Origin of the sequence: Winogradskyella sp. ECml5-4, assembly GCF_036903175.1 — a bacterium.
Taxonomy (GTDB): Bacteria; Bacteroidota; Bacteroidia; order Flavobacteriales; family Flavobacteriaceae; genus Winogradskyella; species Winogradskyella damuponensis.
The window spans coordinates 44,942-61,271 of the sequence record NZ_JAYJLF010000017.1 but is presented as its reverse complement, the minus strand read 5'-3'; the positions used below and the strand labels follow the sequence as shown (position 1 = coordinate 61,271).

At 31.9% G+C, this 16,330-nt stretch carries 16 protein-coding genes; 2 read left to right on the top strand and 14 right to left on the bottom strand.

Translation table 11 applies throughout. From position 1 onward, the window contains the following. Positions 1 to 3: 3 nt before the first annotated feature. From VDP25_RS15325 to VDP25_RS15300, 6 genes are all read right to left on the bottom strand, one after another. Positions 4 to 1,026 carry a potassium channel family protein gene (locus tag VDP25_RS15325; RefSeq protein ID WP_334471246.1) on the bottom strand — a complete coding sequence of 341 codons (1,023 nt, stop codon included), beginning with the start codon at positions 1,024 to 1,026 and terminating at the stop codon, positions 4 to 6. Positions 1,027 to 1,040: 14 nt separating this feature from the next. After that, the gene (locus tag VDP25_RS15320; protein ID WP_215924728.1) at positions 1,041 to 1,268 is read right to left on the bottom strand and encodes a PspC domain-containing protein; all 228 of its coding nucleotides are present in this window, start codon (positions 1,266 to 1,268) and stop codon (positions 1,041 to 1,043) included. A 12-nt stretch (positions 1,269 to 1,280) separates the two neighbouring features. After that, a complete protein-coding gene (locus VDP25_RS15315) occupies positions 1,281 to 2,552 on the bottom strand; it encodes a DUF2851 family protein (RefSeq protein ID WP_334471243.1) in 1,272 nt (423 codons plus the stop codon). A gap of 157 nt (positions 2,553 to 2,709) precedes the next feature. Then, positions 2,710 to 3,822: a methyltransferase gene (locus VDP25_RS15310; RefSeq protein WP_334471241.1), complete on the bottom strand. Its 1,113-nt coding sequence runs from the start codon at positions 3,820 to 3,822 to the stop codon at positions 2,710 to 2,712. A gap of 167 nt (positions 3,823 to 3,989) precedes the next feature. Continuing rightward, complete coding sequence (locus VDP25_RS15305; RefSeq protein WP_334471240.1) at positions 3,990 to 4,970, bottom strand: PLP-dependent cysteine synthase family protein; 981 nt, start codon at positions 4,968 to 4,970, stop codon at positions 3,990 to 3,992. 126 nt (positions 4,971 to 5,096) lie between these two features. Further along, positions 5,097 to 6,329: an ABC transporter permease gene (locus VDP25_RS15300; protein ID WP_334471239.1), complete on the bottom strand. Its 1,233-nt coding sequence runs from the start codon at positions 6,327 to 6,329 to the stop codon at positions 5,097 to 5,099. Between the two features lie 9 nt (positions 6,330 to 6,338). On the opposite strand from VDP25_RS15300, the gene VDP25_RS15295 reads away from it, so the two are divergent. Further along, positions 6,339 to 7,655: an exo-beta-N-acetylmuramidase NamZ family protein gene (locus VDP25_RS15295; protein WP_334471238.1), complete on the top strand. Its 1,317-nt coding sequence runs from the start codon at positions 6,339 to 6,341 to the stop codon at positions 7,653 to 7,655. A gap of 8 nt (positions 7,656 to 7,663) precedes the next feature. Here the strand turns inward: VDP25_RS15295 and VDP25_RS15290 are convergent, their stop codons facing one another. The 5 genes from VDP25_RS15290 to VDP25_RS15270 form a co-directional block, all read right to left on the bottom strand. Beyond that, a complete protein-coding gene (locus tag VDP25_RS15290) occupies positions 7,664 to 8,077 on the bottom strand; it encodes a hypothetical protein (protein WP_215924723.1) in 414 nt (137 codons plus the stop codon). A gap of 107 nt (positions 8,078 to 8,184) precedes the next feature. Next, on the bottom strand, positions 8,185 to 9,057 hold the full coding sequence (locus tag VDP25_RS15285) for a glycerophosphodiester phosphodiesterase family protein (RefSeq protein ID WP_334471236.1): 873 nt from the start codon (positions 9,055 to 9,057) through the stop codon (positions 8,185 to 8,187). Positions 9,058 to 9,085: 28 nt separating this feature from the next. Further along, positions 9,086 to 9,928, bottom strand: a complete 843-nt coding sequence (locus VDP25_RS15280; protein ID WP_334471235.1) for a sterol desaturase family protein — start codon at positions 9,926 to 9,928, stop codon at positions 9,086 to 9,088. Positions 9,929 to 9,933: 5 nt separating this feature from the next. Beyond that, positions 9,934 to 10,833: a hypothetical protein gene (locus tag VDP25_RS15275; protein WP_334471234.1), complete on the bottom strand. Its 900-nt coding sequence runs from the start codon at positions 10,831 to 10,833 to the stop codon at positions 9,934 to 9,936. A gap of 52 nt (positions 10,834 to 10,885) precedes the next feature. Next, the gene (locus tag VDP25_RS15270) at positions 10,886 to 11,380 is read right to left on the bottom strand and encodes a YkgJ family cysteine cluster protein (RefSeq protein ID WP_334471233.1); all 495 of its coding nucleotides are present in this window, start codon (positions 11,378 to 11,380) and stop codon (positions 10,886 to 10,888) included. A gap of 70 nt (positions 11,381 to 11,450) precedes the next feature. Here VDP25_RS15270 and VDP25_RS15265 point away from each other — a divergent pair, with 70 nt between their 5' ends. Beyond that, the gene (locus tag VDP25_RS15265) at positions 11,451 to 12,149 is read left to right on the top strand and encodes a class I SAM-dependent methyltransferase (RefSeq protein WP_334471232.1); all 699 of its coding nucleotides are present in this window, start codon (positions 11,451 to 11,453) and stop codon (positions 12,147 to 12,149) included. A 98-nt stretch (positions 12,150 to 12,247) separates the two neighbouring features. Here the strand turns inward: VDP25_RS15265 and VDP25_RS15260 are convergent, their stop codons facing one another. The 3 genes from VDP25_RS15260 to VDP25_RS15250 all read right to left on the bottom strand — a co-directional run bounded on the left by VDP25_RS15260 (position 12,248) and on the right by VDP25_RS15250 (position 16,277). Then, on the bottom strand, positions 12,248 to 13,864 hold the full coding sequence (locus tag VDP25_RS15260; protein ID WP_334471231.1) for an amidohydrolase: 1,617 nt from the start codon (positions 13,862 to 13,864) through the stop codon (positions 12,248 to 12,250). 97 nt (positions 13,865 to 13,961) lie between these two features. Beyond that, entirely contained in the window at positions 13,962 to 15,698 is a 1,737-nt protein-coding gene (locus VDP25_RS15255) for a TonB-dependent receptor (protein WP_334471230.1), read from the bottom strand. Positions 15,699 to 15,737: 39 nt separating this feature from the next. Beyond that, complete coding sequence (locus VDP25_RS15250; protein ID WP_334471229.1) at positions 15,738 to 16,277, bottom strand: gliding motility-associated C-terminal domain-containing protein; 540 nt, start codon at positions 16,275 to 16,277, stop codon at positions 15,738 to 15,740. Positions 16,278 to 16,330 lie beyond the last annotated feature (53 nt).

The window sequence follows — 16,330 nt, the reverse complement described above, 5'->3', positions numbered from 1 at the left end:
TGATCATTCAATATTGTACTGAGAATTCAATTTTATAATCTGTTCTGGTCGTCCTAAAACAATGATTTTTGAGCCGGCAATTAATTTAGTTTCTGCTTCAGGATTAACAATATAGTCGCCTTTATCATCTTTAAATCCAATGACAGTACAACCTGTTTTACGACGTAAATCTAAATCTCTAATTGTTTTTACTTCATTAATATTATAAAGTTGTTCTACTTTAATTTCTTCAATATTAATATTACGCTCGCCAACAACACCTAAATTATCAATAAACTCAATTAAATCAGGAATCACAACTAAAGACGCCATATGGTCACCACCAATTCTATCTGGCAAAATGACATTATTGGCACCAGCTAACTTTAATTTATTATAAGATGTTTCCTCTGAAGCTCTACTAATTATGGTGAGTTTTGAATTAATTTGTCGTGCAGAAAGTACCACAAACAAATTATCGGCATCACTTGGTAGGGCACTAATTAGAGTACTTGCTTTTTCGATACCAGCTTCAAAAAGTACTTCATCTTCATTAGCATTTCCAAATACGAAAGGAATATTATTTTCTTGAAACTTTTCAATAATCTCTTTATCTCTTTCAATAATTACAAAAGGTTTATCATAAGCTAATAGTTTTTTAGCAGCTTGTTTTCCATTTCGTCCATAACCACAAATAATAATATGGTTAGACATCGCATCAATTTTCTTTTGCATTTTACGTTGTTTTATGTCTTCAAAATTATTTCTACTGAGAATATAATCCGTGATGATTGAAATTGCATAACCAACAATGACTACACTAGTTAAAATTAAAAAAATAGTAAAGATCTTAGATTGTGGATCAAGAGGGATGACTTCTGCAAAACCAACAGTGGTTACAGTTATTACAGTCATATAAATAGCATCAAGCCATTGATAACCGGAGATAAATCTATACCCTAAAACTCCAATACACAATAAAAATACCAGCATCATTACAGCTGTGTAAATTTTAGATCTATAAAGTCTTAAAAGCGGATTATCCATTTAATATTATGTAATTATAAATCGAAGACTGAAGAACGTTTGGTATAAACGATATCTTTAATTCGCATCCAAAAGGCTAAGAATAAATATAATGCAAAACCAAAACCAACGGTTACGAAAGTGAGATACATAAAAGACGTTCTCACAATTTTAGCTCTAATTCCCAAACGGTCTGCAATACGTTGGCAAACGTAATAACCTCGCTTTTGAAAGTATAATAATAGATTATAGAACCATTTCATACTGCAAGTTAGTTAATATTTCACGATTAGACGATTACCTATTGCACATTGTAAGCACTTATTTTTATCACAATAATTTTGCTTCAACTGTAACAAGGCTTGTGAAGTCAATGCTGTTTTCTCTATAGGTTTTAAATCCAAGAACTTAGAGACAATACTATTTTTTTCAGCATTCATTTGTTTCATAAAATCAAACACATGATCCTCTATTGGTTTTCCTTGCACTTTAGCATAACTAAATTGCAAAGGAATTATAGTATTAATGATTAATAAATCTATAAATGATTTAGATAATGCTTTTTTTGAAGTCTTAGACTTTTTAGAAAAGGTATAATGCGATTTCCAAAATTCAGATGTCTCAATATTAAACAGGTTATAAACGTCTTCTTTGGTTTTTGCTGTTATAATTTCTGAAAATAAGCTCGTATTTACGTAATAAAGCATTGCTAATTGCGATAGTCTAACAGTTGGGAAATTTGATGGCCTTAACCTAAAAAACTGTAATGGCAACACTCCTTGATGTGTTAGTTTGAATTTTTGTTTTAAAAACTGATACCGTTTTTGAAGATTTAAATAATACGCCTCTTGCACATCGTCATTAAGTAGTTTTGCTTGTCCAAAAAATAAAGCTTCTAAATCTAAAATATCCTTTTGAAGTTTTCTTACTATTGAAAACTTAAACGAATGAGCTAAACTTAAAAACGATTCGCCATTTACTTTAAGTCCAAAATTTTTAGTTAGCATTTTAAACAAAACGGCTTCCCAATTGTTATGAGAAGAGTTTAATAAATATTGAATCTCTTCAGATTTTCGCTCTAAACGTTCTATATATAAGCGCTCTAACCAATTATAGAGTAAAAAATCATCCAGCTCAGAGAAACTTGTTTCGCAATTAATCCATGATTTAGATTGCATGAGTTTTTGATAATTATTGACTAAACTTTTATCAACGTAATGCTTTAATTCTAAGGTTGGAATTTCTGAATTATCTTTTCTAAAGATTTGGGTATCGTGTTCCCAAACGACATGAAGAATAACATTATCATAAGCCCTATCAACTTCATGATTGTGCACATACCAATCTGAAGATTTTATATGAATCTCGACATTACCAGCCCAAAGCTGATTAGCAATACTTATTTGTGCGTTGAAGAAATCTGGACCAGCATTATGATTGTGTTGTCCTAAATTAGCAATAGCAATAGACTCACCTTTTGTTGTTTTTAACAAAGATGTATCAAAAGATTTGTGTTTCCATATATAATGAAGGAAGTCTTCTTGCATATACTAAAAATAGAAAAATAATTCTAAATTTCAATACTTAAAAAAGACCTAAAGTCTAAGAAACAAACATGTTACAATGGCCTTAAAAGCATTTTAACCGTATTTTGTATCGCTATAAATTCGGTTCTAATTATAGCATCAATAACAAAACCGCCCATTAAACATGCGTTAACACCCAAAGCTCTACTTCTTCAGTTTCTCTATACTGTAAGCTACGCTTTGTTTTTTCTGATCCTTTTTTAACGTTTTTCTTATAACACTTTTCTAATTGAAACCGTCCACCCTTAGCAATTTCTTGTTCAATAGGATTGGATTTGGCTACACCTGTAATTTGTGCAAAATTAGAGAAGATAAGTACCAACTTTCCATCTGGCAATAACATTTGCTTTGCGGCTTGAAAAAAGTCTGAAAACAAAGTATCATTATAATAAATAGCTACATCTAAATTATTTAAACCTCGTGTTTCGGCTAACCAAGGCGGATTAAAAACAATGAGTTCTGTTTTATTTTTCCATTTGCCAAAAAGCGATCCAAAGTCAAGTTCTATTTTTCGAGACAGTTTGGTATCTCCCATCATTTCTGTTAAACCAATTATAGCATTAGGATTTGTATCTGTTGCAAAAACCTTTTGAAATCCATGCTTTACCATTTGTAATGCTAAAATACCACTACCAACGCCAACATCTATTGCAGATTTTTTAGGACCGTTGTAACGTTTTAACCAATTATCAAACAATTCTAAATGCTCGAAACGTGTTGGAAAATACGTTCCATAATACGGATGAATTTTATTTCGCAATCCTGGTATTGTTATCCCGTTTGTGTACCACTGCCAAGCACTGTTTAAACCTTGTACTTGTGGAAGGGTTAATAAAAAATCGCTCGTTTCTGGATATAATTTTTTAAACCAGCCAACAACAGGAGCCTTCTTTGCTACTAGTTTATGATTTTCAATTTCTACAATTATAAGGTTGGAAAGCTTATGATAAACTGCACGATATGCACGTTGCTCCTTAAATGATGTATTAGGTAATGTTCTGTTTAGATGTTCTTGTAAACCACTTAGCAATACAGATCCGTTATTATAAAACTCAGTAATTAAAACAGGATTACCTGCTTCTAGTACATTAATAATACTTTTTATGTCTTCTCCTCTATTATATATAGTGACATCTTTTAGCGGTAAAAATGGTTGTGGTTTATTTATTTTGAGATCTATCATTATAGTTGGTTTCCCTTTTGGGTGAAGGTAGGTAAATGCTTCTGCCAACTATGATGAATTAAGAAGGAAATAACATTAAATTAATTACTATTAAACTGAAAATAAAGCAAATAGTGACGATTAACCCTTTAAAAAGGGGGATAAACAAAAAAAATCCTGATAATGAAATCAGGATTTTTTTTATATAATGAGATTCCTGCCTTCGCAGGAATTTGTTAATCGATGTAACCCATCTCACGCATCCAATCGTCATTAAACATTTTACCAACATAACGACTTCCATGATCATGAAATAAAACCACAACAACATCGTCTGGTTTAAAATGCTCTTTTAATTGCAATACTCCTTTTATAGCAGAACCTGCAGAATTCCCTAAAAACATCCCTTCTTCCTTAGCCAAACGTTGTGTGTAAACACAAGCATCTTTATCGGTTACCTTAGTAAAGCCATCAATAATATCAAAATCCACATTTTTTGGTAAGATATCTTCTCCTATACCTTCGGTAACGTAAGGATAGATTTCATTTTCATCAAAAATTCCGGTTTCATGATATTTTTTAAATACCGAACCATAAGTATCTACTCCCCAAACTTTAATATTTGGGTTTTGTTCTTTTAGGTATTTTCCGACACCAGAAATAGTTCCACCAGTACCAACACCAACCACAAAATGAGTGATCTTGCCATCTGTTTGTTTCCAGATTTCTGGCCCTGTACTTTCGTAATGCGCTTTGGCATTACTTGGATTGTCATATTGGTTTACATACCATGAATTTGGTGTTTCCTCTCCTAATCGTTTTGATACAGAATAATAACTTCTTGGATCATCTGGTTCTACTGCAGTTGGACATACAATAACTTCCGCACCAACAGCACGCATAATATCTACCTTTTCTTTAGATTGTTTATCTGCCATTACAAAAATACATTTGTAACCTTTTACTATAGCAGCTAAGGCCAATCCCATGCCTGTGTTTCCAGATGTCCCTTCAATGATTGTTCCTCCAGGCTTCAATCGTCCATCTGCTTCTGCATCTTCAATCATCTGCAAAGCCATACGGTCTTTAACTGAATTTCCTGGGTTAAAAGTTTCGTATTTAGCAAGTACTAAACAAGGTAAATCTTCCACTAGTTTATTCATTTTAACTAATGGTGTATTTCCTATTGTACCTAATATATTTTCTGCGTAGTCCATAGTAATTTTTCAGATTGCAAAAATAAGTGAAAAGTTAAAAGTATAAAGTTAAAAGTTCGTTATTATAGTGATTAGTCTTTAATAAAAAAATTATAGCTGTACCCCTCTAATGCTTATAACTGAATATTAATCAAATCGTATAGCTTTAACTGGCGAAATCTTAGAAATAATGACTGAAGGAATTAATAGCATTAATAAACAGACTATAAATGTGCCAATATTAAGCAGTATAATATAATCCCAACTAATATAAACAGGTGCAGTACTTACATAGTATGTGTCTGGATTTAGAGGAAATAATTTTAAATACTTCTGAGCAAATAACACTCCTAAACCAATAATATTTCCCCAAAGTAAACCTAAACCAATTAAGTAAGACGCGTTATAAAGAAACACCTTTCTAATTGTCCAATTTGAACTTCCTAAAGCTTTTAAAATCCCTATCATGGCTGTACGTTCTAAGATTAGAACTAATAAGGCTGTAATCATATTTATACCAGCAACAACAATCATAATAACTATGATGCCGTAGGTATTGTTATCAAAAATCTTAATCCATTCAAAAACGGTATAATATTTTCGTGTGATAGATGTTGCATTCAATACTGAAGGAACCGATTTAAATACCTCAACTGCTTTTTCTTCAACTTGAGAAAAATCATCAATAAAAACTTCAAAACTTCCTATTTCGTCAGCTTCCCATTTATTAATACGCTGTATGTGTCTTAAATCTGCAATACAAAATTTGGCATCTAATTCTTGAAATCCAGAATTATATATGCCCACAATTTCATAATTAATAATACGTGGTCTATCATTTAATGGGTTTCCAAATAAGGTTTGAAATTTATCTCCAACTTTAAATTCTAAACGATTTGCTAGGTATTTAGAGATTAAAATTTCCTCATTTTGCTTTTGTGTAAAATCAGGTAATCGTCCTTCAACTAAAAATTCTTTAAAATAGTCCCAATTATAGTCGGCTCCTACTCCTTTTACAACAACACCTTCAAAATTGGTTTCAGTTCTAATTACAGCAAATTTTGTAGCGACTCCTTGTATATGTTTTACGCCTTCTACATCATCAAAATTAGGATAAAACTCTTGGTTAATTGAAATTGGTACTTGAGATTCGTCCGAAGCATTTGTATCATAATTAGTAATTTCTATATGGCCGTTAAAAGCCACAACTTTATCTCTAATTTTTTGCTGTAAACCCAAACCTGTTGCAATGGCAATAAGCATTACAATAATACCAATAGCAATTGCTGCGATACCAATTTTAATTATTGGTGCCGAAACACTACTTTTATACGTTTTATTACCAATTATACGTTTAGCTATAAATAACTCAAAATTCAAACCTACTCTATGCTTTTAAAGGATGTCAAAAATACAGTTTTATTCTCGATAATTATTGGGATATGCTTCCTTACATTTTCTTGTGGAAATAGAATTAAGTCTGAAGCAGGCGACTCTAAAGGTAAAATGTCAGTAAACACAGATACTTCAACTGCCTTTACTCAAGCTCAGCATGACACATTCAATACAACAATGCAAGAAGAAAACATTATTGTAGCAGCAAATAGAACTGAGTTATACCTACCTTTATTAAAAGAAAAACGTGTAGCTGTAGTTGCAAATCAGACAAGTGTTATTTTTAAAAATATTGAAACTCCTCATGATCTTTCTTATACTCATATTGTAGATTCTTTACTACATTTAAATATTAATATCAAAAACGTCTTTGCCCCAGAGCATGGTTTTAGAGGCACAGCAGACGCTGGTGAATTAGTAAAAGATGGTATGGACACCAAAACAGGGCTACCTGTTTATTCGTTACATGGCAAACATAAAAAACCAACGGCGTCGCATCTTAAAGATGTAGATATTTTGGTTTTTGACATACAAGATGTTGGAGTACGTTTTTACACTTATATTTCTACATTACACTATATAATGGAAGCTTGTGCCGAGCAAAATATTCCATTATTAATTTTAGATCGGCCTAATCCAAATGGCAATTATATAGATGGTCCTGTTTTAGAAAAAAAGCACAGTAGCTTTTTAGGAATGCACCCTATTCCTTTAATTCATGGTATGACCATTGGGGAATACGCAAAAATGATTAATGGTGAAGCTTGGCTTACTAACGGTAAAACTTGTGACATTACAATTATTGAAATGAAAAATTACAAGCATGATAGCACATATAGCTTACCTATAAGACCTTCACCAAATTTACCTAACGACCAATCAATAGTATTATATCCTAGTTTAGGTTTGTTTGAAGGTACAAATATTAATGCAGGAAGAGGTACAGAATTTCAGTTTCAACGTTTTGGCGCACCATTTTTAGACAAAAATCATTTTAAATATAGCTATACACCTGTTGCAAATTTTGGCTCTAAGTACCCAAAGCACCAGAATGAAACTTGTTATGGTGTTGATTTATCTGAAATAAAAGTAGAGCGCAGTTTTACTTTAAAGTATGTTATAGATGCTTTTAACCATGCTTTAGATAAGTCAAAAGTTTTTAATACCTCTAACTTCACTACGCATGCAGGAACCGAGAAATTACAACAACAAATTGAATCTGGCTTAACAGAAGATGAAATTAAAGCCACTTGGAAAGACGACATAGATGCTTACAAAAAAATGCGACGTAATTATTTGATATATAATTAAACGAACTATTAATTAGTTGCAAATACAATCTTTTTGGGCTTTAAGTTAACAATACCTTCTGGCTCTTTTTTAGGAATATCCTTTAGTATTTTAACAACAAATACAATTCGCTTTGGAGATTGTATTGCTACAAAAACATGCTTCCCTTTAGATAATTTATTTAGTGGTAATCTATACTCCGTTGTATCAATTTCAAAATCGAGTTCACGTGTGTAATTTTGATTTATAGTATAAAGTGAATTTATGATTTTATCACTTCTTAAAATCAGAGTGTCTTTAGTTGTATTTAATTGATGAATGAAATCTTTAGCTTGAATATTTCTATTTTTTTCAAGCTTAGCATAAGATTCTTGCGCTTGCAGTGTAAAACCTAATAAAAATAAAAGAATGAGGACGAGGCAAATGCGGATAAAATTTTTCAAAATAGAACTTACTTTAAGTTATAAAAAAGCATGTGTTAACTCAATAGTAATTAATTAATCCGCTTTAAACATAGGTGGTTTTAGGATTAAATGCCATATAACTTACATTATCTGCTATAAATACTCGACGAACTGCATTGTAAAGACTTTTGCTGCTTTAAAAGTTTAATTAAACGATCTGGATAATCTGTAATAATGCCATCTACATTAAAAGATAACATTTGTTCCATAGCTTGTTCTTCGTTAATTGTCCAAGGAATAACATAAAAACCTTTATTTTGATACCTTCTAACAGATTCTGCCGTTACTAATTTAAAGTACGGACTTATAATCTCTGGTTTATAAGACAACGCTTCTAATTTGTCTTCAATTGTTTCATTCTCATCAATAAGTAAAGCCACTTCCATATTTGGTAATTGCTTTTTAACCTCTTCAAGAATTGCTAGATCAAACGATTGAAGATTAACACGATTAAGCATGTGGTTGTCTTTAATTTCATCTAAAACCAATTTCACATAAGGTTTTGGTTCTGGTGTAAAAATCCCATAATACAGAGGTTCCGATTTAATTTCGATATTAAATTTAACATTTGATTGTTTTGCTTTTACTAAATCAAATACTTCAGACAATAAAGGCTTATATGTTTTTATCTTTGTTTGATTTGGAAAGCTTGGGTGAAATTTTGATCCACAGTCAAACTGTATAATTTCATTATAATTCATCTTAAACAAATTAAATTTTGTTTTTAATGCATCTGGAATGTCCATTCCTTCAGTATCATAACAAATGTTCGGATTCATATAGGCTTCATGAGAAACAACCACCTTTTTATCTTGAGAGATAACGATGTCTAACTCTAAAGTGGTTACACCTAAATCGATAGCCTTTTCAAAAGCAAGCAAGGAATTTTCTGGAAATAAACCTCTACATCCTCTATGACCTTGTATGTCTAATTGTTTTTGTATTGGATTGCAACTCACGCTACATAAAATTAAAAATACAACTATACTAGTTTTCGAGATCTGCTGAAAGCGTAGGTTTTTCATAAACTTCAAATGGTTGTTTAAGTAAATCTTTGATATTACTATTTTTAACTTCATCTGGAAAAACATCTACTCCATAAACTAACTTTTCACGCTCCATATATAAGAAGGTTCCAAACATACGATCCCAAATACTAAAGATATTTCCGTAATTAGAATCTGTATATGGTAATCTATAATGATGGTGAATTTTATGCATATCTGGCGAGACAATTACATAACTCAATGCTTTATCTAAGCCTTTTGGCATTTTAATATTGGCATGTGTAAACTGTGTAAAAATTAAAGACATCGCTTGATAAATCATCACCAAAGCAATAGGTGTACCAACCACAAATACACCTACAAGCGTAAATACAAATCGAATTAAACTTTCAATAGGATGATGTCTATTAGCCGTTGTTGTGTCTACTTTGTGATCTGTATGATGTACTAAATGTACCATCCAAAGCGGTTTTACCTTGTGCTCAACAAAATGTGCTAAATAGGCCCCAAAAAAATCGAGTAACAATACTCCAAGAAAAGCATACAATCCCAATGGCATGTCTGGCATCCAATTAATGATACCAAAATCGTTGACTTTTACCCAGTCTGCAGCACCTAAAAGTAAAAAGGCTAAAGCAAAATTAATAACAACTGTTGTTAACGTGAAAAAAAGATTTGGAATGGCATGTTGCCATTTATTATATTTAAACTTAAATAATGGCAAACCACTTTCTAGCAGCCAAAAAAAAGTGAGACCTCCAACTAAAATAAGACTTCTATGTAAAGATGGAATGGTTTCAAAATAACTAATGACGGTTTCCAATACCTTTAAGAATTAAGATTAATAATCATCTGTGCTTTCTTCAAATTTACAGAAGATATTTGAGATTTCCATAATGCAGCATTAGTTTCGTCATTTAAAACCTTATAAGCTGTGTAATACAAAAAAGCTACAAATGCTTTGTTATTAGTTTCAATATCTTCTGCATCTATCCTTTTTAATTTTCTTAGCACTTTTTTAGGAGACTTTGTAATTAGAAGTTGTTGCATCTTTAAAAGCTCTATTCGCTGTGATAATGTGAGCTGCTCTTCAACAGGATTTGTACTTATAAATTCAGAAGCTTCATCTAAATAAATATTACCAAGTTTAAGCAGCTCTTCTCTAATATCTGCTTTCATATACATTGAAAAATCAACATATTTTGAAGCTAAATAATAAGCGGAATAAAAATCCTTTTTATTTTTATAGCCTTTTAATTCAGGCGCAATAAATTCGGTATTTAAGGCGTAATCTTCAATTAACTGCGAAATGTTCTCATAATTATTAGGATCGCCAGAAAGGTTTAAGATATTACCATTGACATCCATAATTTTAATAGAGTCTTCATTGAACTTATCTATATATGCTTGGGTGCGCTTTCCATTAATTTGCATGTATAAATCTGCATACTTATTTTCATTAACAATTACAGGTACAAAATATTCCCAAATTAAAGGGCTTACAGTTTCGTCTTCAAACAAGTTTTCAATAAAAATAGTCTTACCATCATCTGTATTAACTAAAACCGGATAAGGATATTTTGTTGTTTCTTCCCATACCATCAGTACCATTTTATTTTGTACTGTAGCTAAACTTTTAGCGATATCCAAATTAGTCATCCACGGCTGAGCGTTAGATAGATTCACAGTAAAAAAAAACAATAACGCTACTATAATTAACTTTTTCATATTATAATTTTAAACAATTGAATATCAAAAACTATTCCGAAGCACAATACGATTACAACTGAATTCGTTTTTTCATTTCTTCAACAATATTATAAGCTGCAGGACAAATGGCGACATTCTTCATTGTTAGATTAGAGATTTGCTGAAACTTTTTTCGATCTGTATGTGGAAATTCTCGACACGCTTTAGGTCGTACCTCATAAATAGAACAATAATTATCTGCACCTAAAAATGTACACGGAACCGACTGCAACACATAATCGTTTTCTTCATCTAATCGCAAATAAGTATCAATAAATTGTTGCGCTTTCATTTTAAAAGATTTCGAAATTCTTTGAATATCTTTATCTGTAAATAGAGGACCTGTGGTTTTACAGCAATTGGCACACGTTAAACAGTCCGTTCGTTCAAACTCTGTTTCGTGCAACTCTTGCATCAAATAGTCCAATTGCTTTGGTGGTTTCTTTTTTAGCTTTGTAAAAAAGGTTTTATTTTCCTTATGCTTATCTTTGGCGAGCTTTGGAAGATTATTAATTTGGTCTTGCATAAAACAAATTTAACTAAAGTTATCTTTACATTTTCTATAAAAATAAAAATCACTCGAACCCACAAAAAATATGACTAAAGATCTCTTCGGAAAAGCATTATTAGATTACCAGAACGGAAATTATTCTGAAGACATTATCACTTCTACTCATATTTCGGATGCAGACCCTTTACCACTTCCCTATTTATTTAGAGATTATTCTGAAATGCCAACATTGGAACAAAAAGCACTTCAACTTAGTAAAGGTAACATTTTAGATGTTGGTTGTGGTTCTGGCAGTCATTCGTTGTGGTTACAAGAAAAAGGCTTACATGTAAAAGCCATTGACAGTTCTGAAGGCGCCATTAAAGTGGCAAAAAAGCGCGGTGTTTTAAATGCTGAATTAAAACCACTTTTAGAAGAAACTCAAACTTTTGACACCATCTTGTTGTTAATGAATGGTACAGGGATTTTCCAAGAGCTAACTCAAGTTTCTAGGTATTTGAAACATTTAAAGTCGCTTTTAAATCCCAATGGACAAATTCTAATTGATTCTTCTGACATTTCATACATGTACAAAGATGAAGATGGAGGTCTATGGTTAGATCTTAACCAAGGCTATCTTGGAGAATTGGATTATTTTCTGTCTTACAAAGGCGAAAAAGAAACACCAATGAAATGGCTATATCTCGATTTTGAAACCTTAAAAACAGCCTGTATAACGGTTGGTCTAAAATGTGAGAAGGTAAAGGATGGCGAGCATTTTGATTATTTGGCTCGTATATTTTAAGTTACTTATCACACAGAGATACTGACAAAATTTATTAAAAAACAATTAGAGTCATACTTTTTTTTAGCGTTAAAGCTTTTGCGTGGTAGACCATTAATTTACTGCACTTCTCCGCCAACCACAGTTTTTAAGACTTTAATATTAGGAATTTCATTAGCATCTACCGTCATAATATCGTTGTCTAGAATAATAAAATCAGCAAATTTGCCAACTTCAATACTTCCTTTTTCATGATCTTCAAAATTAGAATAAGCAGCCCAAATAGTCATTCCTTTTAATGCCTCTTCTCTACTTAAAGCATTTTCCATTTGAAAACCACCTTCAGGGTATTGTTTTAAATCTTGTCTGGCAACGGCAGCATAAAATGTTAAAAACGGACTGACACGCTCTACAGGGAAATCGGTTCCTAATGCAACTTTTCCATACGCGTTTAATAATTGTTTGTATGCATAAGCTCCTTTTATACGTTCTGATCCTATTCTATCTTCTGCCCAATACATATCGCTTGTTGCATGTGTTGGTTGAATAGACGGCATAATATTTTTATAAAAATCGAAATCTTCTGGAGACACAATTTGTGCATGTTCTACTCTCCAACGTCTATCGTTCTTTCCTTTAAGAACTTTATTGTACGTTTCTAAAACAGCTCTATTAGCAGAATCACCAATGGCATGAGTATTCATTTGAAACTCTGAGTTTGCTATACGTTCTGCAGCTGTTTTTAAGGTTTCTAAATCTGTTACCATTAAACCTGAATGCTTAGGTTTATCTGAATATGGTGCTTTTAACATTGCTCCTCTAGATCCTAAAGCTCCATCGGCATAAAACTTAAACGAACGTACATTAAGTCGGTTTGTTTTTGTAATACCTTTATTTAAGAAGTAATCTAAATTTTCTTCAGAATGAGAAACCATAGCATAAATACGCATTTTTAACTCTCCTGAATTTTGAAGGTTTTCTATTAATTCTATTTCATCTTTATTTAATCCTGCATCATCAACCGTTGTTAGACCTAAATCAAAGCATACTTTTTGAGCGTCCAACAATGCTTTTGTTTTTTCCATTTTGGTTGGACTTGGCCAATGGCTCATTACTAAACCTATAGCATTATCGATTAAGATTCCTGTAAGCTCTCCGTTTTCAATAACAACTTCTCCTCCTTCAATCTTGCTATTCTTCGTCACATTCCCTAAATCTAAAGCGGCTTGATTGGCTAATATGGCATGTCCATCAATACGCGATAGAGCAATTGGTGTATTAGGATATAATTTATCTAAAAGTTTTTTGTTTGGAAATTGTTGATCTTCCCAGTCATTCTGGTCCCAACCTCTACCTAAAATGAATTTCTTATTATTTTCATTTTGAAAATCCAACACACGTTTCATTAGCTCTTCAAAACTCGTTGTACCAACTAAATCTACCGTTTGTTTATTAAAACCCAAGCCTAAAAAGTGACAATGAGCATCAATAAAACCAGGAACAATAGTTTTTCCATTTGCATTAATAGTGTCAACAGCTTTGTATTTATCATCAATTTCTGAAGTTGAACCAACAGCAATAATTTTTCCGTCTTTTACAGCAAACGATTCTGCTTTATTGAAGTTTTCATCTACGGTATAAATATTCGCATTTGTAACGATTAAGTCTGCTTCTTGTTTGTCTTTTTGACAAGCAAAGATTGTAAGCAACGTTAGAATAGGTAATAATTTCTTCATATTAATTGGTTTATAAGCATTGTAAAAATAAGAAAAGCGTTCCAAATTGGAACGCTTTATTATATAACGTGATAAAACTCGTACTTACGTAAGAATTTTAAAAGTCGAATTGATATGTTGCGCCAGCCAAAAACTGAATGCCTTGGACTGGAAAGTTTAACCAGCGTTCGTAATTTTGATTTGCAATATTGTTTGCTTTAGCAAAAACAGATAATTGTTCGTTTATTTTGTAACCAACATGGGCATTTAAATCAAAATAACTATCTAAAGTTACTGTCTTTATTGTGGTAGCTATAGGATCTGAAATTTCATCGGTAAAAATATCTTGATCTTTACGTTCGCCTACAAAATAAGCACTTGCTCCGGCAAACCACTGTTCTGAAATCTGATAGTCCATAAATACTGACGCTTCTATATCTGGTAAGTTCCATGCGTGTGCTTGGTCGTCTGTATTGTAGGCAAAATATTCTCCTTTAACTCCTAAAGTAAAATTTCTATTAAAATCTACATTTAATTCACCTGCAATAGAAAACGTTGTCACGTCATCGTAAACCATACCAAACGAGTTTCCGTATTGGTAATCTTCTGGCAGAAATGTTAATGCTTCGTTAGCTTTAAACAGGGCCTTTTCTTGTTCTGACGTATAGTTTCCGCTCACATTATAACTAATATTATTAGTTAACTTCCCTTTGACACCTACAAAAGCTCTAAACTGTTGATCTGTTGGTGCAATAAAAAGTGTTGGCGACACAAAAGGGTTTACATTAGCAAAATCGTAATATGAGTTCTGAACTAATCCACCTGTTAAACCTCCATAAGCGATTAAAAGCTCATCTACTAAACGGTAAGACGCTTCTATATTTGGGTGGATAAAGAATTCACTATCGCTTAACTCGGTGTCATTATAATACGTTAACCTTAGACCTAAGTTTATTGTTAAGTCATCTCTATTTAATTGGTAAGTCGGTAAAACACCAAACATAAAATTACCGTAATTAATTTCACCAGATCTGGTATAATCAGTATCAAAACTTCCTCCTAAATAATCTACAAACACCTCAGTATCTATATAAGCATCTCGCACAGGTACATCAAAACTGGTTTCTGCCATAAAACGATTTTCTCCTGAATCTTGATCATCACCAAAGCGTCTAAAGCGAACACTTGCATCTTTAACAATGGCATCATCAAAATTAATTTTACCGCCAACATTAAAGCTATGAAAACTATGCTTTGGATTTATAGTATCTGCTGTCGTTTGTCCATAATATTGTTGTGGCAAACCATACCAATTATACGTTTGTAAATCGATACCTCCATCTACTTTCCAAGTAAAGTCCCTTAAATTTTTAGAATAATGTGCATTCAATTTAGTCTTTGAAAAATTATCATCTAATAACAATTTATCAATACCTCCTTGTGAGGAATGATGACTAAAATAACCACCAACATTTTCGTCTTTACTCAGCTCATGATTCAAATACACTTCTCCCAAAATGGTTGTGTATGTTCCTACGCCTAGTGATGCGTAATTATCGTATAATTTTACTGCTTTTGCTCTATCAACTGTTGCTGCCTTTCCTTTTGCAGGTGTAAACGTTGAAGCTACAGGAATAGAAAAAATGTTGTATTTTATTTCTTTTTTCTTAACTGTATTTGAGTCTCCTAGTTTTGGATTATCTTTAATTTTAAAGGCATCTGATATTGTAGGAGTATATGGTTTTATAACGTTAACCGTTTGGTCTCCAATAGTATCTTTTGTGCGTTCTTGAGCAACAACAAATGTCCAACTGCTTGCTATGGTTATTATAAAAATTAAAAACTTGATTTTCATTTTATGTGTTTTGATTTGATGTATCTAATTATATCTCTTTTAATTACCTGTCAGAGCAGGGTCAAATTGACTACCAATAGTGCAATCACTGAAATTTTGCTCATCTAAAGCTGAAAAATCTCCGAACAAACAAAATGTCCCAGATTTACGAAAAACGTCCTCATTCTCTATTACAATTTTATATTTATAAGTCCCATCTGAATAATTCTCACTACCAAATTGACCTTGTTCTCCATCTGGGAATAAGTTTCCAAATCCTACATAATTAGAACTCTCAAATACAATATTATCATCAATGTCATAAATAGTTACTGTATGGTTATCATAATTCTCAATATTTACAATACCAAATGCGTCGTTTATAGCATCATAATTAGGCGTGAATAAATTATAAACAATTATTTCACCATTTGATTCATCCAAGTTATTTACGTTAGCACCATAAACAGGTTCTTCTGAGCAACAACCAGCAAATACATCTACTTCTTCTTGAGTTTCGTCATCATCGCCACATGAAGTGAAGACAATCGTCAACAATAAAAATGGAATATATTTTATGAGGCTTTTTAATTTTATCATTGCTTTGATTTAAGTTTTCGAATTTCAGTTAAGCGATTCTTGCCTTCGCAGGA